Source organism: Mycobacterium sp. E2479 (assembly GCF_001667925.1).
GTDB lineage: Bacteria > Actinomycetota > Actinomycetes > Mycobacteriales > Mycobacteriaceae > Mycobacterium.
Genome location: NZ_LZJR01000081.1, coordinates 1 through 18,696, shown reverse-complemented (window position 1 = coordinate 18,696; position 18,696 = coordinate 1). Strand labels below are relative to the sequence as shown.

General features: G+C 65.3%; 19 protein-coding genes. 10 read left to right on the top strand and 9 right to left on the bottom strand.

The window, feature by feature from the left end:
* Nucleotides 1-3: 3 nt before the first annotated feature.
* Nucleotides 4-1,689, bottom strand: coding sequence for a 3-oxosteroid 1-dehydrogenase (gene kstD, locus A5686_RS11110; RefSeq protein ID WP_067934139.1), 1,686 nt, complete (start codon nt 1,687-1,689; stop codon nt 4-6).
* Between the two features lie 72 nt (nt 1,690-1,761).
* On the opposite strand from kstD, the gene A5686_RS11105 reads away from it, so the two are divergent.
* The 7 genes from A5686_RS11105 to A5686_RS11075 all read left to right on the top strand — a co-directional run bounded on the left by A5686_RS11105 (nt 1,762) and on the right by A5686_RS11075 (nt 8,140).
* Nucleotides 1,762-2,547 (top strand): 2-keto-4-pentenoate hydratase, encoded by a 786-nt coding sequence (locus A5686_RS11105; RefSeq protein ID WP_067934035.1) that lies wholly within the window; start codon nt 1,762-1,764, stop codon nt 2,545-2,547.
* Nucleotides 2,548-2,594: 47 nt separating this feature from the next.
* Complete coding sequence (locus A5686_RS11100) at nt 2,595-3,527, top strand: acetaldehyde dehydrogenase (acetylating) (protein ID WP_067934034.1); 933 nt, start codon at nt 2,595-2,597, stop codon at nt 3,525-3,527.
* 51 nt (nt 3,528-3,578) lie between these two features.
* Nucleotides 3,579-4,637, top strand: coding sequence for a 4-hydroxy-2-oxovalerate aldolase (gene dmpG / locus A5686_RS11095; RefSeq protein WP_067934032.1), 1,059 nt, complete (start codon nt 3,579-3,581; stop codon nt 4,635-4,637).
* A gap of 51 nt (nt 4,638-4,688) precedes the next feature.
* On the top strand, nt 4,689-4,994 hold the full coding sequence (locus tag A5686_RS11090) for a hypothetical protein (protein ID WP_067934030.1): 306 nt from the start codon (nt 4,689-4,691) through the stop codon (nt 4,992-4,994).
* 88 nt (nt 4,995-5,082) lie between these two features.
* Nucleotides 5,083-6,210 (top strand): hypothetical protein, encoded by a 1,128-nt coding sequence (locus tag A5686_RS11085; RefSeq protein ID WP_067934028.1) that lies wholly within the window; start codon nt 5,083-5,085, stop codon nt 6,208-6,210.
* 2 nt (nt 6,211-6,212) lie between these two features.
* Entirely contained in the window at nt 6,213-6,995 is a 783-nt protein-coding gene (locus A5686_RS11080) for an SDR family oxidoreductase (RefSeq protein ID WP_067934026.1), read from the top strand.
* The gene (locus A5686_RS11075; protein WP_067934024.1) at nt 6,995-8,140 is read left to right on the top strand and encodes a sulfotransferase; all 1,146 of its coding nucleotides are present in this window, start codon (nt 6,995-6,997) and stop codon (nt 8,138-8,140) included. The genes A5686_RS11080 and A5686_RS11075 overlap by 1 nt, the downstream gene beginning before the upstream one ends.
* Nucleotides 8,141-8,410: 270 nt before the next feature.
* Here the strand turns inward: A5686_RS11075 and A5686_RS11070 are convergent, their stop codons facing one another.
* The gene (locus A5686_RS11070) at nt 8,411-8,863 is read right to left on the bottom strand and encodes a hypothetical protein (protein ID WP_067934022.1); all 453 of its coding nucleotides are present in this window, start codon (nt 8,861-8,863) and stop codon (nt 8,411-8,413) included.
* 4 nt (nt 8,864-8,867) lie between these two features.
* The gene (locus A5686_RS11065) at nt 8,868-10,046 is read right to left on the bottom strand and encodes a Rieske 2Fe-2S domain-containing protein (protein ID WP_067934020.1); all 1,179 of its coding nucleotides are present in this window, start codon (nt 10,044-10,046) and stop codon (nt 8,868-8,870) included.
* 126 nt (nt 10,047-10,172) lie between these two features.
* Between A5686_RS11065 and A5686_RS11060 the strand changes: the two genes are divergently transcribed.
* The gene (locus tag A5686_RS11060; RefSeq protein WP_067934018.1) at nt 10,173-10,697 is read left to right on the top strand and encodes a gamma carbonic anhydrase family protein; all 525 of its coding nucleotides are present in this window, start codon (nt 10,173-10,175) and stop codon (nt 10,695-10,697) included.
* Here the strand turns inward: A5686_RS11060 and A5686_RS11055 are convergent.
* The 4 genes from A5686_RS11055 to A5686_RS11040 are packed head-to-tail and all read right to left on the bottom strand — an operon-like array spanning nt 10,694 to nt 14,427.
* A complete protein-coding gene (locus tag A5686_RS11055; protein WP_067934016.1) occupies nt 10,694-11,101 on the bottom strand; it encodes a nuclear transport factor 2 family protein in 408 nt (135 codons plus the stop codon). The two genes, A5686_RS11060 and A5686_RS11055, sit on opposite strands and share 4 nt — an antisense overlap.
* A 45-nt stretch (nt 11,102-11,146) precedes the next feature.
* The gene (locus A5686_RS11050; RefSeq protein ID WP_067934014.1) at nt 11,147-12,346 is read right to left on the bottom strand and encodes a thiolase domain-containing protein; all 1,200 of its coding nucleotides are present in this window, start codon (nt 12,344-12,346) and stop codon (nt 11,147-11,149) included.
* On the bottom strand, nt 12,346-13,410 hold the full coding sequence (locus A5686_RS11045; RefSeq protein ID WP_067934012.1) for a thiolase domain-containing protein: 1,065 nt from the start codon (nt 13,408-13,410) through the stop codon (nt 12,346-12,348). The genes A5686_RS11050 and A5686_RS11045 overlap by 1 nt, the downstream gene beginning before the upstream one ends.
* Nucleotides 13,411-13,425: 15 nt before the next feature.
* Entirely contained in the window at nt 13,426-14,427 is a 1,002-nt protein-coding gene (locus A5686_RS11040; protein WP_197520549.1) for a Zn-ribbon domain-containing OB-fold protein, read from the bottom strand.
* A gap of 76 nt (nt 14,428-14,503) precedes the next feature.
* Here A5686_RS11040 and A5686_RS11035 point away from each other — a divergent pair, with 76 nt between their 5' ends.
* Nucleotides 14,504-15,535 (top strand): LLM class F420-dependent oxidoreductase, encoded by a 1,032-nt coding sequence (locus A5686_RS11035; protein ID WP_067934009.1) that lies wholly within the window; start codon nt 14,504-14,506, stop codon nt 15,533-15,535.
* 146 nt (nt 15,536-15,681) lie between these two features.
* Here the strand turns inward: A5686_RS11035 and A5686_RS11030 are convergent, their stop codons facing one another.
* Nucleotides 15,682-16,404, bottom strand: a complete 723-nt coding sequence (locus A5686_RS11030; protein ID WP_067934007.1) for an acetoacetate decarboxylase family protein — start codon at nt 16,402-16,404, stop codon at nt 15,682-15,684.
* 42 nt (nt 16,405-16,446) lie between these two features.
* Between A5686_RS11030 and A5686_RS11025 the strand changes: the two genes are divergently transcribed.
* Nucleotides 16,447-17,670, top strand: coding sequence for a cytochrome P450 (locus tag A5686_RS11025; RefSeq protein ID WP_067934005.1), 1,224 nt, complete (start codon nt 16,447-16,449; stop codon nt 17,668-17,670).
* Nucleotides 17,671-17,744: 74 nt separating this feature from the next.
* Here A5686_RS11025 and A5686_RS11020 read toward each other — a convergent pair whose 3' ends face one another.
* Nucleotides 17,745-18,587: a hypothetical protein gene (locus A5686_RS11020; RefSeq protein ID WP_067934003.1), complete on the bottom strand. Its 843-nt coding sequence runs from the start codon at nt 18,585-18,587 to the stop codon at nt 17,745-17,747.
* Nucleotides 18,588-18,696 lie beyond the last annotated feature (109 nt).

Genomic DNA, 18,696 nt, shown 5'->3' with positions numbered 1-18,696 from the left:
CGGTTACCTTTCTCCGCCGGCGATGTGCAACGCCGCCAGGTAGCCGAACGTCATGGCTGGACCGATGGTGCCACCCGGGCCGGGGTACGTGTGGCCCATCACCGGAGCACTGACATTGCCCGCGGCGTAGAGGCCTTCGATGATACTGCCGTCGTCGCGCAGCGCCCGGCCGTGGATGTCGGTGCGGATGCCGCCTTTGGTCCCCAGGTCACCGGGCACCATCTTGGCCGCGTAGTACGGTGCGTGACTGATCTCGCCGAGGTTGGGGTTCGGCTTGTTGGTCGGGTCGCCGTAGTACCTGTCGTAGGCGCTCTCGCCGCGCCGGTAGTCCTCGTCGACGCCGGAGCGCGCGAAGTCGTTGAATCGTTCCACCGTGGCGGTGAGTTCGCTCGGCGGAAGGCCGGCCTGCTGGGCCAGCTCCGCCAGCGTGTCGGCCTGGATGATGACGCCGGACTCCAGCCATTTGCGCGGAATACGTTGTCCGGGCTGCAAACCCGCGAAAATGTAGCGGTCGCGGTACTGCTGGTCGAATACCAGCCAGGCGGGAATGTTCTCGCCCGGCCCGGGTCCCTGCCCATACTGGCCGCCATACATGTGATGGCAGGCTTCGACGTAGGGCATCGATTCGTTCATGAACCGCTTGCCCGACATGTTGACGATGATCGACCCCGGCGAGTTGCGCTCGGACAACGCGAACCAGGGCGCACCCACCAGCGGGACGGTAGGGCCCCACCATGCGTCTTCCATGAGGTCCAATGCGGCGCCGAGTTTTTCGCCCGCCAGAATTCCGTCGCCCGTGTTGGCCGCCGCGCCGACGGTCCACTCGGTGGTGATCGGTGCGCGCTGGTATTTCACCCGCATCTGTTCGTTGTGCTCGAAGCCACCCGACGCCAGGATCACGCCGCGCCGGGCCCGGATCAGTTGGGGCTCATTGGATTCGGCATCGCCAGCACCGCGCACGTAGACGCCCCGGACCGCGCCGTCTTCCACGTACAGGTCGGTGAGCGCGGTGTTGAGCACCACCGGCACCCCGGCCCGCTGCAACCCGATGCGCAACGGCCCGATCAACGCCCGGCCCATGCCGACGAGGTTCTTGCCGGTCGCCTTGGCCCACATGGTGCGTGCCCCGACCTTCAGGCTACGGAGCACACCGCGCGGGTGCCGCTTGAGTTGGTTCAGCCGCACGTAATCCTGTTGCATCACCACGACGTTCAGCGGCACCTTGCCGTACGCCGGCTCCAGGCCGGACTCGTCGGCGCCGAGCTTGCGGGCATTGAACGGTTTCGGTTCGATCGAGCGGCCCTCGGCGCGGCCGCCTGGAGCCTCGGGGTAGTAGTCGGAGTATCGCGGAACCCAGCACATCTTCAGCGGGGTGTGCTTGAGCACAAACGACAACATCTCGGGGCCGCGCTCGAGGTAAGTATCGATGCGTTCGGGCTCGACGACGTCACCGATGATCCCGTGCAGATAGGTGCGGGCGGCCTCGGCGGTATCGCGCACCCCGTCACGCTTGAGCACTTCGTTATTTGGGATCCAAACGCCGCCGCCTGAGCGTGCGGTGGAGCCGCCGAAGTGGGGGGCCTTCTCGATGACTATGGTGGAAAGACCCCGGTGAGCGGCGGTAAGGGCGGCCACCATGCCGGCCCCGCCGCTTCCGACCACCACGACGTCGTACTCCTGCGCTGACATGTAGAACACGTTATAGAATTGCCCGGGGCGGCCGCTACTGGCCCGGTCGACCGTACAAGGAGACTTGGAGAAATGCTCAGTGTTGCCACGCGCGACGAGCTGGCTGCCGACTTGGCGCAGGCCGAGCGGAGCGGTGAACCGATCGCCCCGCTGACCGCCGCCTATCCGGACATCGACGTCGTCGACGCCTATGAAATTCAGTTGATCAACATCCGCCAGAGAGTCGCGGAGGGGGCGCGGGTGCTGGGCCACAAGGTGGGGCTGTCGTCGTTGGCGATCCAGCAAATGATGGGCGTCGACGAGCCCGACTACGGACATCTGCTCGACGAGATGCAGCTCTTCGAAGACATCCCGGTCAAGACGAACCGCTACCTGTACCCGCGGGTCGAGGTCGAAGTCGGTTTCATCCTGAACGCGGACCTGCCGGGCGCCGGCTGCACCGAGGACGATGTGCTGGCGGCCACCGAAGCGTTGGTCCCGTCGATCGAGCTGATCGACACCCGGATCACCGACTGGAAGATCGCATTGTGCGACACCATCGCCGACAACGCCTCGGCGGCGGGCTTCGTGTTGGGTGAGGCGCGCCTTTCCCCGCGCGACATCGACGTCAAGGGGATCGACGCCGTGTTGCGCTGCAATGGTGAGGTTGTCGCCGAAGGGCGTACCGACGCGGTGCTGGGTAATCCGGTCACCGCGGTGGCCTGGCTGGCCCGCAAAGTGGAGGGCTTCGGCGTTAGGTTGCGCAAGGGTGACGTGGTGCTGCCCGGGTCGTGCACGCGGGCGATCGACGCGCACCCCGGCGACGACTTCGTCGCCGATTTCGCGGGCCTCGGATCGGTGCGCCTGTCGTTCGAATAGGCTCGAATTAAATCATCCAACTTAAATCTCAAAGCTCGAGGAGCATCATGCCGACTAAGGCGTCTGTGGCCATTGTCGGGTCGGGGAATATCAGCACTGACCTGCTCTACAAGCTGCTGCGATCGGACTGGCTGGAACCCCGCTGGATGGTGGGTATCGACCCGGAGAGCGAGGGCCTGGCCCGGGCCCGCAAGCTGGGTTTGGAGACGACCCACGAAGGCGTCGACTGGCTGTTGGCGCAGTCGGAGAAGCCCGACCTGGTGTTCGAGGCAACCAGCGCCTACGTGCACCGCGACGCCGCCCCCAAGTACGAGGCCGCTGGGATCCGTGCCATCGACCTGACACCGGCCGCGGTGGGCCCCGCCGTGATCCCGCCCGCCAACCTGCGCCAGCACCTGGACGCCCCGAACGTCAACATGATCACCTGCGGCGGGCAGGCGACCATCCCGATCGTGTACGCCGTGTCGCGTGCCGTCGCCGATGTCGGTGGGGTTCCCTACGCCGAGATCGTGGCCTCGGTGGCCTCAGTCTCGGCCGGTCCCGGCACCCGCGCCAACATCGACGAATTCACCAAGACGACCAGCAAGGGCGTAGAGACCATCGGCGGCGCCAAGCGCGGCAAGGCGATCATCATCCTGAACCCGGCCGACCCGCCGATGATCATGCGCGACACCATCTTCTGCGCCATCCCGGAGGACGCCGACCGAGACGCGATCGCCAAGTCGATTCACGACGTGGTGGCCGAGGTGCAGACCTATGTGCCGGGCTACCGGCTGCTCAACGAGCCCCAATTCGACGACCCGTCAATCAACTCCGGTGGCCAGGCGCTGGTTACCACGTTCGTCGAAGTGGAGGGTGCGGGCGACTATCTGCCGCCTTACGCTGGAAATCTGGACATCATGACCGCCGCGGCCACGAAGGTCGGCGAGGAGATCGCCAAGGAATCCTTGAGCGCGACGGCCGGAGGAGCGCAATCATGAGCATCCGCGCCGACGACGATGCAGAGCGTAGCGATGAGGAGGAGTGGCGCCATGACTTCTGAAATTTTCTTCAATCCGGTCTGGGACGTCCGGATGACCGATACGTCGCTGCGCGACGGCTCCCACCACAAGCGTCACCAGTTCACCAAGGACGAGGTCGGCGCCATCGTGGCCGCGCTGGACGCCGCGGGAGTGCCCGTCATCGAGGTCACTCATGGCGACGGCCTGGGTGGCTCGAGCTTCAACTACGGGTTCTCCAAGACTCCCGAACAGGAGCTGATCAAGCTCGCCGCCGAGACCGCCAAAGAAGCGAAGATCGCCTTCTTGATGCTGCCCGGCGTCGGTACCAAGGAAGACATCAAAGAGGCCCAGAATAACGGCGGCTCGATCTGCCGGATCGCCACGCACTGCACCGAGGCCGACGTGTCGATCCAGCACTTCGGTCTGGCCCGTGAACTCGGCTTGGAGACCGTCGGGTTCTTGATGATGAGCCACACCATCTCGCCCGAGAAACTGGCCGCGCAGGCCCGCATCATGGCCGACGCGGGCTGCCAGTGCGTCTATGTGGTCGATTCGGCCGGAGCGTTGGTCCTCGAGGGCGTGCGTGACCGGGTCGCGGCGCTGGTCGACGAGCTTGGCGACGACGCCCAGGTCGGTTTTCACGGCCACGAGAACCTGGGGCTCGGGGTGGCCAACAGCGTCGAGGCCGTCCGGGCGGGCGCCAAGCAGATCGACGGCTCCTGCCGCCGGTTCGGCGCCGGGGCCGGCAACGCGCCCGTCGAGGCGCTGATCGGGGTGTTCGACAAGATCGGTGTGAAGACCGGGATCGACTTCTTCGACATCGCCGACGCCGCCGAAGAGGTGGTGGCCCCTGCCATGCCCGCCGAGTGCCTGCTCGACCGCAACGCCCTGATCATGGGGTATTCCGGGGTGTACTCGAGCTTCCTCAAGCACGCCATCCGCCAGTCCGAGCGCTACGGTGTGCCGGCGCACCAGCTGCTGCACCGTGCCGGGCAGCGCAAGCTCATCGGTGGTCAGGAAGACCAGCTCATCGACATCGCGCTCGAGATCAAGCGCGAGCAAGAGAGCGGCGCCGCGGCTGCGCACTGATCAGCGGCTTGTCCCGCGGCACGCACAGGAGCCGCGAGTAGCCTGGCTGGCATGAGCACATCCAACACAGTCGGCGCTCGGCGTCGTGGGCTGTACGGCCTGCTCGCCGGGGGATTGATGACCGCTACCGCCGCCATGGTGATCGCGGTGCCCTTGGCCGGCACGGCCAACGCGCAATGCAATCAGGACGTGGGTGCATCCATCGATGCGTACCTGCAGAAGCACCCGGACCTCCACCAGCAATTGCAGCAAAGGTCTCAGGCGGAGGGCGGTAACGGCAACGTCATCGACTACCTCAATCGGCATCCCGACGTACGCCAGCACCTGATCGACCTTTCCCACTCGTGCCCGCCGTAGTGAGTCCGCGTCGTCCTTGAACGCTGTGGCCGACACGCGGGAATGTTCGCCATTGACGAAAAAGTAGAACACGTTCTAGCGTCTAGGCGTGTTCTCTGATTCCCTCACCGAGGCCATCGCCGAGGCCGAAAAACTGGTGGCCGCGGCACCCCACATCGAGACCGAAGCCGACCTGCTCGAAGGGTTGCAGTACCTGGCCGGCTGCATCGCCGGCTGTATGCACCTGTCGTTCGACTATGACCGCGACCATCCCTTCCTGCAGTCGGGCACGGGTCCGTTCACCAAGATGGGCCTGGACAACCCGGACACGCTTTACTTCGGCACGCGCGTACACGCCGATCACGATTACGTCGTCACCGGCCGGCGCGGAACCACCACCGACCTGAGTTTCCAGCTGCTGGGCGGCGAGTACACCGACGACAACGTCCCGGTCAGCCAGGCCGCGTTCGACGATCGGGAACTGCAGATCGCGCCCGACGGCAGCTTCGAGTGGCGGGTGCGGCCGACGAGTCCCGGGCAACTGGTCATCCGCGAGGTGTACGGGGACTGGGCGGCTCAGCGCGGCACGCTGGCCATCTCCCGGCTGGACACCGCGGGCACCGCGCCGCCGCCACTCACCCGCGAAACCATCCAAAAGCGTTACGCCACAGCCGGAAAGCAACTCGTGAACCGGGTGAAGACCTGGCTGCAGTTCCCGCAGTGGTTCTACTTCAACATCCCGGTCAATACGATGGTCGCGCCCCGGCTGACGCCCGGTGGACTTGCGACCCAGTACTCGTCGGTGGGGCACTACGAGCTTTCGCCCGATCAGGCGCTGGTGATCACCATCCCTGTTACCGACGCGCCGTACCTGGGCTTCCAGTTGGGCAGCCTGTGGTACATCTCGCTGGACTACATCAACCACCAGACGTCGCTGAACAACACTCAGGCACAGGCGGATCCGGACGGCAAGGTGCGCATCGTCGTCGCCGACCAGAACCCGGGCGTGACCAACTGGGTAGAAACGCTTGGTCATAGCAAGGGCATCCTGCAGTTCCGCTGGCAGCGGGTGTCGCGTCAGCTCACCGAAGCCGACGGCCCCAACGTCGAGCTGGTCGACATCGACGCCATACCGGCCACGCTGCCGTACTTCGAGCACAATAAAATTTCCGAGGACGAATGGCGCGCGCGAATCACGCTGCGTCAACAACAAATTGCAGCAAGGATGCTGGGGTGACGATGTCAGGGATGGTTGATGGCAAGGTAGTTATCATCAGCGGCGTCGGTCCGGGTCTCGGTACCACGCTGGCACACCGATGTGCCGACAACGGTGCCGACTTGGTGCTGGCGGCCCGGACCGTGGAACGGCTGGATGAGGTTGCCAAGCGGGTCAACGACTCCGGCCGCAAGGCCTTGGCGGTGCGCACCGACATCACCGATGACGATGAGGTCGCCTACCTGGTCGAGACGACCATGGCCACCTACGGCAAGGTCGACGTGCTGATCAACAACGCATTCCGGGTGCCGTCGATGAAGCCGTTGGCCGCCACCAGTTTCCAGCACATCCGGGATGCGATCGAACTAAGCGCGCTGGGGGCCCTGCGGCTGATCCAGGCTTTCACGCCGGCGCTGGAGGCGACGCACGGGTCGATCGTCAACGTCAACTCGATGGTGCTGCGCCACTCGCAGCCGAAATACGGCGCATACAAAATGGCCAAGTCCGCGCTGCTCTCCATGTCCCAGTCGCTGGCCACCGAGCTCGGCGACAAGGGTATCCGTGTCAATTCCGTTGCACCGGGGTATATCTGGGGCGATACTTTGCAGGCCTACTTCGAGCATCAGGCCGGCAAGTACGGCACCACCGTCGACGAGATCTACGCGGCGACCGCGGCGAACTCCGACCTCAAGCGCCTGCCCACGGAGGAAGAAGTGGCGTCGGCCATTCTGTTTTTGGCCAGTGATCTGTCCAGCGGCATAACCGGGCAGACCCTGGACGTCAACTGCGGGGAGTATCACGTCTGATGTCCGATCGCACCGATATCGGGACGGTCGACGAGCTGCACGCATCGGCCACCAAGCTGACGGGCCTCGACGACTTTGGTGTAGACGACGACAATTATCGCGAAGCGCTGCAAGTGCTGCTGGATTCCTACCGGACCGAAGCCGGACTTACGGTGTTGGGCAGCAAAATGAATCGCTTCTTCCTGCGCGGTGCGCTGGTGGCGCGGCTGCTGTCAGAGTCCGCCTGGAAGCAGTACCCGCAGTATGCCGACGTCGCCATCGAACGCCCGATCTTCGTCACCGGGTTGGTGCGCACCGGAACGACCGCGCTGCATCGGCTGCTGGGCGCCGACCCTGCGCATCAGGGTCTGCACATGTGGCTGGCCGAGTTCCCGCAACCGCGCCCGCCGCGCGAGACCTGGGAATCGCACCCGCTGTATCGCCAACTCGACGCGCAGTTCACCCAGCACCACCGGGAGAACCCCGGCTATACCGGCCTGCACTTCATGGCCGCCTACGAGCTGGAGGAGTGCTGGCAGCTCCTGCGGCAGTCGCTGCACTCGGTGTCCTATGAAACGCTGGCGCACCTGCCGAGTTACGCGCGCTGGCTCTCGGACCAGGACTGGACGCCGTCATATCAGCGGCACCGCCGCAACCTTCAGCTGATCGGGCTCAACGACGCCGACAAGCGCTGGGTGCTGAAGAATCCCAGCCACCTGTTCGCCTTGGACGCACTGATGGCGACCTATCCCGACGCGTTGGTGATCCAGACTCATCGACCCGTCGAGACGATCATGGCCTCGATGTGCTCACTGGCGCAGCACACCGCGGAAGGGTGGTCGACCACGTTCACCGGTGCCCAAATCGGTTCTGACGCAATGGAAACCTGGTCGCGGGGCCTCGAGCGGTTCAACGCCGCACGAGCCAAATACAGTCCGTCGCAGTTCTATGATGTCGATTACAAGGAATTGATTGCCGACCCGATGGGCACCGTGGCGAACATCTACCGGCACTTCGGCCTGACGCTGACCGATGTGGCCAAGGCCGCAATGGAAAGGGCTCACGTTGACAGCCAGTCCGGCGAGCGTGCCCCGAAGCACAGCTACTCATTGGCCGACTATGGACTTAGCACCGAGACCGTTAAGGAGCGCTTCGCGGGCCTCTGATCACAGGCGCCACAATAGTTTCTGGATTGGCTGGCACACGTTTTGCCCGCCTCTGAGCGACAAAATTCACGAATCACTCGGGCGCGCAAACGTTGTCGCTCAGAGGCGGGCAACACGCCGACGGGCGCGGGATGCGGGATGCGGGACGCCGACGGGCGCGGGATGCGGGATGCGGGACGCCGACGGGCGCGGGACGCCGGCGGCGCGGCCGCGGGACGCCGAGCGCCGACGGGCGCGGGATGCCGGCACCGAGTCGTGCGAAGGCGCCGCTCAGTCTTCACCTGGCTGGTCGTCGAGGTAGCCCTCGGCGACCGCATGATCAATGCTGTCAGCGAGTTTGGGGCACGACCTCGTGCGTGCGGTGTCGCCCCCGGCCTCACGCACCTCGGCGAAGTGCGCACAGCGCTGCCACGCTTCGGTGTTCCATTGCACCGCGGTGTGTCCCGGACCGAGTCTGCGAACGGTGACCCGCGCATGGCAGAACCGGCAGTCCACCGGCAACAGACCCGAATTGAGGTAGCGCTCACGGTCGGCACGACTGGCTGCGGCGACCGCAGCGGCGCGCTGCGGATCATTAGCGAAATCCCTTGATTTCGACCAGGATTCGCCCTTGCGGGCGGGACGGGCCGCATGCTCGTCGTGGTCGTGATGATCGCCATGCAGCGATAACATCGACCGCGCAAGCTGATCGACGTCGGGCACCGGCGGCTGATCGTCGGGCATGAACCTAGTGTTGACTGGCCGGCACGTCGTCGGTAACGGGTTTGTCTGCCTCGGAGTCCTTGGCCTTGAGGTTTTTCTCGACCTCGGCATTCCAGTACTCGTTGGCTCGGGTGGTGTCCACCTCGATCTCGAAGCGCTCCACCATCTCCGGCTCGATGTCGGCGACATCGACGTAGAACTGCTGGTACCAGCGACGCAGCTGATAGACCGCGCCGTCCTCTTCGACTAGCAGCGGATTGTCGATGCGCGTCTTGTGCTTCCAAATCTCGACGTCCTGCAGGAAGCCTTTGCTGACGCCCTCGGTGAATACCTTCGACAGCTTGTCGGTCATCTTTTCGTCCATGCCCTTGGGCTTTTCGACGATGACGCCCCACTGCAGCACGAACGAGTTCTGGGTCACCGGGTAGTGGCAATTGATCAGGATCGACTCGGCCTTGTAACCGCCGTAGCTGTTGTGCAGCCAGTTGATCATGAACGACGGCCCGAAGTAGGACGCCTCGGAATCCAGATGCGCCTCACCGTAAGACGTGCCGAGGTCGTTGACGTCGGGCCGGCCCACGTTGTGCAGGAACTGTGACGCGACGTGGCCCTCGAAAACGTTCTTGAAATACGTCGGCAACCCGAAATGAATGTAGAAGAAGTGCGCCATGTCGGTGACGTTGTCGATGATGTCGCGGCAGTTGGAGCCTTCGATGAGGATGCTGTTCCACCGCCAATCGGTCCACTCGTCACTGTGCGCTTCCGGGATGTCCGGAATGCGCACCGCGGGATCCGGGGGGTTGTTCTCGTGGTCGTGCCAGACGAACAGCAGACCGCCACGCACGTCGGTGGTCCACGACCGTGTCCGCGCCGTCTTGGGCGTGCGCTTGGCGTAGGGGACCAGTTTGCAGCGGCCGTCGCCGCCCCAGCGCCAGTCGTGGAAGGGGCAGGCGATCTCGTCGCCCTTGATGGTGCCCTCCGACAGGTCGCCGCCCATGTGGCGGCAGTATCCGTCGAGGACTTTGATGTCGCCCTGCGAGTCGGCGAACACGACCAGCTTGGTGCCGAAGGCCTGAATCGCATGCGGCCTACCGTCCTGGAAGTCCTTCGCCACGCCCAGGCAGTGCCAGCCGCGCGCGTATCGGGTCGGCAAGTCGCCGGGATCGATTTCCCGGATGCCGACCGCCTTGGTGTCGGTACTCACCTGTCACCTCCAACTCGCTGGGCCTCTAACTAGAACACGTTACAGTTTTGCGCCGGGGGCGCGCAACGACGGCGCGTCTGGCTGCGATTACCCGCGACGTATGCGCACTCGGGGTATATCTAAACGATGCCGCTGTTTGCGTTCGAAGGCCACGCGCCACGGGTCGATGCCACCGCGTTCGTGGCCCCGACCGCCACTCTGATCGGCGACGTCGTGGTGGAGGCGGGAGCGTCGGTCTGGTTCAACGCCGTGTTGCGCGGTGACTACGCGCCCATCGTGGTGCGCGAGGGCGCCAACGTCCAGGACGGGTCGGTTCTGCACGCGCCGCCCGGTATTCCGGTCGACATCGGCCCCGGTGCGACGGTGGCGCACATGTGCGTCATTCACGGGGTGCACGTCGGCCAGGAGGCGCTGATCGCGAACCACGCCACCGTCCTGGACGGTGCGGTGATCGGGGCACGCAGCCTGGTCGCCGCGCATTCACTGGTGACGGCAGGCACCCAGATCCCGGCCGGGATGCTGGCCGTCGGCGCGCCGGCGCAGATCAAGGGCCCGGTCGCCGGGACCGGCGCCGAGATGTGGGTGCAGGTGAACCCGCAGGCCTACCGCGACCTCGCCCAGCGGCATCTGGCCGGGCTCGAGCCGCTCTAGACTTTGCGCGTGTTGGCCGCCGCGCGTGCCATCTCCCAGTAGGCGCGCAGGGCCACCAGCTTGCCTTCGGCGTCGACCTTGTAGGTGAAGACGCCCTCGGCGGTCGTCTGGTACTCACCCGTTGTGATCAGGATGTGCCCGACGTTGGCTTCCTCGTTGCCGCACTGATAGGTGTCGCGGAAGAAGAACTCGATTTTGGTGGTGGGGGCGATGGCCTTGTCCCAGAAGGCCGAGATGGCGTCACGGCCCCGGTGCCCCAGGCCTTCGGGGTCGAACACCGACGGCCCGATCGGGTCCTCGACGATGGCGTCGTCGGCGAATACCGCCAGCCAAGCGTCCTTGTCGCGGACCGCCACCGCCTCGCGGGAGCGGCGACCGGCTTCGTGAGCGGGATGCTCAGTCAACGGCGCCGCTCCTTTTCATCGCGCTTCGCATCGTCGTCGAGGCGCTCACGCGTCGACCTTCTGGGCGGCGGGCTTGTCGGCACCGACCACCCACATCGAGTAGTACTGCGAGCCACCGCCGTAGGCATGTCCCAAGGCCTTTCGTGCGTTGGGCACCTGGTGGTCGCCGCCCTTGCCCATCACCTGAATGGCCGCTTCTGCGAAGCGGATCAGGCCGGAGGCGCCGATCGGGTTCGACGACAGCACACCGCCCGACGGATTCACCGGCAGGCGGCCACCGATCTTGGTTTCGCCGGCTTCGGTGAGTTTCCATCCTTCGCCCTCGGCGGCAAATCCGAGGTTTTCCAACCACATTGGTTCGAACCAGGAGAACGGGACGTAGATCTCCGCAGCGTCGATCTCGTCGATCGGGCTCTCGATTCCGGCGGCCTTCCACAGCGCCGCGGCGGCGTCACGGCCGGCCTGCGGGCTGACCTGGTCGCGTCCGGAGAACTGTAGCGGCTCGGTGCGCAACGCCGTGGCATGAATCCATGCCACCGGATGTCCCTGCGCCAGGCGGTCTTCGGCGGATTCCTCGTTGCCGATCACGACGGCGGCGGCACCGTCGGACGACGGGCAGGTTTCGTCGTAGCGGATGGGGTCCCACAGCATGGGCGAGGCCATCACCTTCTCGACGGTGATGTCGGGTTGGTGCAGGTGCGCCAGCGGGTTCTTGCTGCCGTTGAGCCGGTCCTTGACCGCGACCATGGCGCCGATGTGCGTCGGCGCGCCGGAGCGGCGGATGTACGAGCGCACGTGCGGCGCGAAGTAGCCGCCGGCGCCTGCTCCCACCGGCTTGATGAAGGGGATAGGAATCGACAAGGCCCACATGGCATTCGATTCCGACTGCTTCTCCCAGGCCATCGCCAGCACGCGCCGGTATTTCCCGGACTGCACCAGGCTGGCGGCCACAATCGCGGTGGAACCACCGACCGAACCCGCGGTGTGCACCCGGATCAACGGCTTTCCGGTGGCACCCATGGCGTCTGCCATGAACAGCTCGGGCATCATGACGCCCTCGAAGAAGTCCGGCGCCTTGCCGACCACGACCGCGTCGATGTCCTCGAAGGTCGAACCGGAGTCTTCCAGCGCACGGTCGATCGCCTCGCGCACCAGGCCGTTCATCGAAACGTCTTTGCGCTTGGCTACGTACTTCGTCTGCCCGGTACCCAGTACCGCGGCGAGGTGCGCCCCTGCACCGGCCATCAGTTCTTTCCTTCCATCACCGCGACCAGATTCTGTTGGAGCGCAGGGCCACTGGTGGCATGCGCCAGCACCCGCTCAGCCGAACCATTCCAGATATGCTGTGCCGCAAAGCCGATACGTTCGAGACCGGCGACGAACATCGGGTTGGCCGCGAGCGCACCACCGGACGGATTGACCTTGGTCGGTCCCGGTATCCGGATGGCTTCCTCGATGATCAGGTGCTGATGGGTGAAGGGCGCGCAGATTTCGGCCACGTCGAGGTTGTCGGTTCGGCCGCCCGCGGCCACCTGGGCGGCGGCCTGGGTGGACGGGGACTCGGTGAGGTCACGCGCGCCCAGCGACGGGGTTTCGATGCGGTGCTCGATTCCGGTGATCCAGGCGGGGTTTTCGCGCAGCTCGCGCGCCCGGTCGCCGGCCGCAAGCACGACAGCCGCGGCGCCGTCGGTGATCGGTGCGATGTCGTGACGCCGCAGCGGGTCGGCGAAGAACGGCCGCTCGAGTAATTCGGCCACGCTGATCGACCCCTCCACGTTGTCCACCCGGCGCGCATTGGCGAAGGAGTCGAAGGCGACGCGCGCCATCTGCTCCTGGGTCCACTTGCCGGTGTTCAGCCCGATGCGCGCCTGCAGCCCGGCCATCGAGATCGAATCCGGCCACAACGGCGCGACGGTGTAGGGGTCGGTCTGCCGACTCAGGATCTGCCGCAGGATGCCGGCGGAGGACTTGCCGAAGCCGTACACCAGGGCGGTGTCGACCTCGCCGGTCAGGATTTTGATGTAGGCCTCGTAAAGTGCCCAGGCCGCGTCCATCTCGACGTGTGATTCGTTGATCGGCGGGACGGCTCCGATCGAGTCGATCGCCGAGATGAACGAGAATGCCCGCCCAGCAAGGTAATCGGATGATCCCGAGCACCAGAAGCCGATGTCGGTCCGGCTGATACCCAGCTCCTCGTACAGCTGGGCGAAGCACGGTATCAACATCTCGACACCGTTGGTGGTGCCGTCTGTGCGACGGACGTGTGGGGCGTGGGCAAAGCCAACAACCGCGACGTTGCGAGCGCTCATGTGCAGGTAAGCCCTTTACAGGTGGTGCTTGTAGGTGTCGTAGTCGGCGTCGGGTTCCCCGGTCGGCCGGAAGTACTCGATGTTGTCAATGCCAAATCCCCACTCCTCGCGGGGTTTCCACACCGCCTCGACGCGCATACCCATCCGCACCTCGTGGGCGTCGATGTCGGCGACCAGATGCAAGAACGGGATGTCGGCCCCGTCGAGCAGCACGTAGGCCGCCACATAGGGCGGCTTGATGCGCTGGCCCTGGAACGGGATGTTGATGATCGCGAACGTCGTGACGGTGCCCCTGTCCGGCAACTCCACGAACTCGGTCGTTGGCTGGCCCGTGGCCGGGTCGGCGCCGTGCGGCGGGAAATACACTTTGCCGTTCTCGCCCGTCTTCGCGCCGAGCAGCTTGCCCTGCGCGATGGCCCGCAGGTAGGCGCTCTCCTCGTGCGAGGCGCTGTGCTGGATGGTCAGCGAGACGGGTGTGACGATCATGGTCACCGGGTCTTTGTCGCCGTCCGACTGCTCGGTCACGGCCTCGGCTTCCTCACCGAGTGCGAAATACGCGATGTCGGTGATGGCGCCCACCGGCTCGTCGGCCCAGTGCACATGCACCCGGGTGCCGGTCTTGATGGCGGAAGGACCCGCGGCTCCAACATCAACGGCGTGGATCAGCGGGGTGTCCGCGCCGTCCAGCTTGATCAGTGCCCAGGCGAACGGGCGGTCCAGCGGCTGGCCCTCCATGGGCTCGGGTTGCCAGGCCCACGAGACCACGGTGCCGACACTGGAGACCGGTACCATCTCGCCCAGCGGCTCATAGGTGACCGGGTCATATTCCGCCGGCGGCACGTGCACCCGGCCATCCGATCCGCGCACACCCAGGACGTGGCGGTCACGCAGTGCGGTGAAGAATTTGCTCAGCGTGGGGCCGACTGAACGGGTGTAGTCGAAGGACAACGTCAGTGGCGCGGCGAGCGGTGGCTCCGGGTGATCCATCAGGGGCGGGCTACTCGAGCTGGCTGTCACGCCATCGAGTAGAACAGGTTCTAAGAACGGATTCAAATCTTTTTGGATCGGGACGACCTCCGGAAGGGCCAAGACCATGAAGCTGGGATTACAGCTGGGATATTGGGGCGCTCAGCCGCCGCAGAACCACGGCGAGCTCGTCGCCGCCGCCGAAGAGGCCGGATTCGACGCCGTCTTCACCGCCGAGGCCTGGGGCTCGGACGCCTACACACCGCTCGCTTGGCTGGGTTCGTCGACGTCCCGGTTACGGCTGGGCACGTCGGTGGTCCAGCTGTCCGCCCGCACCCCGACGGCCTGCGCGATGGCGGCTTTGACGCTCGACCACTTGTCCGGCGGGCGACACGTCCTCGGCCTGGGCGTCTCCGGCCCGCAGGTAGTCGAGGGCTGGTACGGCCAGTCGTTCCCCAAGCCGCTGGCCCGCACCCGTGAGTACATCGACATCATCCGGCAGGTGTGGGCGCGGGAGGCACCGGTGACCAGCACCGGCCCGCACTACCCGCTGCCGCTGACCGGCGAGCGCGCAACGGGTCTGGGTAAACCGCTCAAGCCCATCACCCATCCGCTGCGGTCCGACATCCCGATCATGCTGGGTGCCGAGGGACCGAAGAACGTCGCGCTGGCCGCCGAGATTTGCGACGGCTGGCTGCCGATCTTCTACACGCCGCGCATGGCCGACACCTACAACGGGTGGCTGGACGAGGGCTTCGCCCGGCCGGGCGCCCGCCGCAGCCGCGAGGACTTCGAGATCTGCGCGACGGCCAACATCGTCATCACCGAGGACCGCCCCGCCGCGTTCGCGGCGATGAAGCCCTACATCGCGCTCTACATGGGCGGCATGGGCGCCGAGGACACCAACTTCCACGCCGACGTCTACCGCCGGATGGGCTACTCCGAGGTGGTCGACGACGTGACGAAGCTGTTCCGCAGCAACCAGAAGGACAAAGCCGCGGAGATCATCCCGGACGAGGTGATCGATGATGCCGCCATCGTCGGCGACGTCGACTACGTGCGTAAGCAGATCAAGGCCTGGGAGGCCGCCGGCGTCACCATGATGGTGGTGTCCGGCCGCAGTACAGAGCAGGTCCGCGAGCTTGCGACCCTGATCTGACATCCAGGAGTGATGCACTAGAACGCGTTCTAGTTTTCTTGCCAGGGACTTAGAACGCGTTCTAGATTGTCCGGATGACCCGCCCGACGACGATGCAGAGCACGCAGCTCGCTGGGGTGGGGGGCGATCGACGCCGGAACGGCCGGTCAGCCGAGCGGGTGGGCGTCGCCGAATGTCATCTCGACGTGGCCGACCGATGCAGAGACCATCGCCCGCTTCGGCAGGCCCAGCGACGCCAGCTCCTTGGCGTAAGCGTGATCGCCCAGTCGCAACGTCGCCCCGCCGAGCTGACCGCGCAGCCCGCGCACCCGCATTTCCCAGGGCACTTCGCGGGTGGTGCCGTCGGCAAAGGTGTAGGTCTTGAGCACCTGCGGCCGCGACATGAACACCGAGGGCACCGGCAGTCCGCGAGCGAAGTCGATGCCGGCGATGTGAGCGCCGTCGGCGCTGACGTCGAATCCGAACCGGCCCTGCTCGCGAACAGTGAACTCCGCCATGATCTTCGGGAATCCCCAGATCGAGCGCCCGGCTTCCAGGGTGAAGCTCTGGTCGACGGGCAGGTGGTGGATGAACGCGGCCGCATCGCCCAGTGCCCGCCAGCCTCGCGCCGTCGAGCCGGGCGGGTTGACCATGACGGCGGTGCCGAATTCGTGGTACTTGCCCAAATCGCCGTCGATATAGCGCGCCAGCATGAGGTTGACGACCGCCCGGCCGGGGCGGTGCTGGCAGACTTGCAGACCGCTGTATTCGATAAGGCGTTGCGCCGCTTGCGCATCGACCGAAAACATCGCGGTGTGCACATCCGCTTTTCGTATCCGCACCGGCATGGTGAGGACTGTCCCCGCGACGACATGTTGTGACTCAGGCATGCCGGTAACTGTAATCCGCTCGTCAATATCTGGAGGCTGTAGATGACTTCGACCATCCCGGAAGCTATCTCGAACATCGACCTGACGGACGGCAATTTCTACGCCGACCGTCGCACGTCGCGCGAGGCCTATCGCTGGATGCGGGCCAACCAGCCGGTGTTTCGTGATCGCAACGGGCTGGCCGGTGCCACCACGTATCAAGCCATCCTCGACGCCGAACGCAACCCGGAGTTGTTCTCCAGCACCGGCGGCATCCGTCCCGAGCAGCCGGGTATGCCCTACATGATCGACATGGACGATCCCGCACATCTGTTGCGGCGCAAGCTCGTCAACGCGGGTTTCACCCGCAAGCGGGTCAAGGAGAAGGAACCGTCCATCGCCAGGTTGTGCGACACTCTGATCGACGCGGTCTGTGAGCGCGGCGAGTGTGACTTCGTTCGCGACATCGCTGCCCCGCTGCCGATGGCGGTAATCGGCGACATGCTGGGCGTGCTGCCCCAGGACCGCGGCATGCTGTTGAAGTGGTCCGACGACCTGGTCTGCGGGCTGAGCTCGCACATCGACCCCACATCGGACGAAGCTCAGGCCGTAATGGCCGCGTTCGCCGCGTACACCGAATTCACCCTTGCCATCATCACCAAGCGGCGAGCCGAGCCCAACGACGACCTATTCTCGATCCTGGTGAACGCCGAGGTGGAGGGTCAGCGGATGTCCGACGACGAGATCGTCATGGAGACGCTGCTGATCCTCATCGGCGGCGACGAAACCACTCGCCACACGCTCAGTGGAGGCACCGAGCAGCTGGTGCGCCACCGCGATCAGTGGCATGCCCTGGTGCGCGACCCCTCGCTGCTTCCCGGCGCCATCGAGGAGATGCTGCGCTGGACATCGCCGGTGAAGAACATGTGCCGAACCCTGACTGCCGACACCGAATTCCACGGCACCGCACTGCATGAGGGCGAAAAGATCATGCTGCTGTTCGAGTCGGGCAACTTCGACGAGTCGGTTTTCGACGAGCCGGACAACTTCGACATCCGTCGTAATCCGAATAGCCACATGGCTTTCGGTTTCGGGACGCACTTCTGCCTGGGGAACCAGCTGGCCCGCTTGGAACTGTCGATGATGACCGAGCGGGTGCTCAAGCGGCTGCCGGATCTCAGGCTGGCCGACGAGGACTCGACGCTGCCGCTGCGGCCGGCGAACTTCGTCAGCGGCCTCGAAGCGATGCCGGTGGTGTTCACCCCGAGCGCCCCACTACTGAGCTGATTGGGCTGTTGCGGTCACTTTCTGCGCCGAGCGTGCACACACGGCGAGACATTGGCTGAATTCTCGCCCTGAGTTCACGTTCGGCGCGCCCAGGCCGCTGCTACCCGCCGCAGAATCCCGCCGGGAACGTCCTCTGTGGTCACCCGTACGACTATCCAGCCAAGCTCCGTCGTCAACGCTTCGAAGCGCGCGATGTCCCTGTTGAATTGCCGCCGGTCGCTGCGGTGGTGATCTCCGTCGTATTCGACCGCGACTTTGATGTCTTCCCAGCCCATATCGAGGACGGCGAAAAGTTCGCCGTAATCGCCGTAGACGGGAATCTGCGTGCGCGGGCGCGGATAGCCGGCATCGATGAGCAACAATCGCAACCACGTCTCCTGTGGTGACTCCGCGCCCGCGTCAACCATTGTCAACGCGCGCCGCGCACGGCGGACGTTGCGGTGGCCCTTATAGCGTTTCGTGAGCAACTCGGCTTCGGTGATGTCGAGTTTCGTTGCCCGCGCCAGTGCGTCGAGAGCTGCGACGGCTTTGCCGATGGGGTTGCGGCAAGCGATATCGAAGGCCGTGCGCGCCGCGGAGGTCACGGGTACGCCGCTGATCACTCGGACTTCGTTGTGCGCCAATGAATCCGACCACGTGTTGATGCCGGGCGGTGGACGGCGGTGCTGGTAGACCAGCTGCGCTGGTGCTCGGTGGTCGACCCATCTTGCCCCGTGCAGCGCCGACGCGGACCGCCCGGCGACGATGCCACGCCGCCGTGACCACAACCATGCGGCGCGTGCACGCGATGTGGCGGTCAGTTCAGTGCCGGGGGCGACGTAGACGTCGGGGTGCAGCGCGACGAATCGACTTCGCAGCCGGTGCCGGTTAAGGGCGCCGGTTGCGAGCGCCTCGCTGCCGATGAAGGGTTCGCGCACGCGAGCAGTGTGGCGCGAAGGACTGACAACGTCGCCGAACGTGAACTCAGGGCGAGAATTCAGCCAATGTCTCGCCGTGTGTGCACGCTCGGCGCAGAAAGTGACCGCA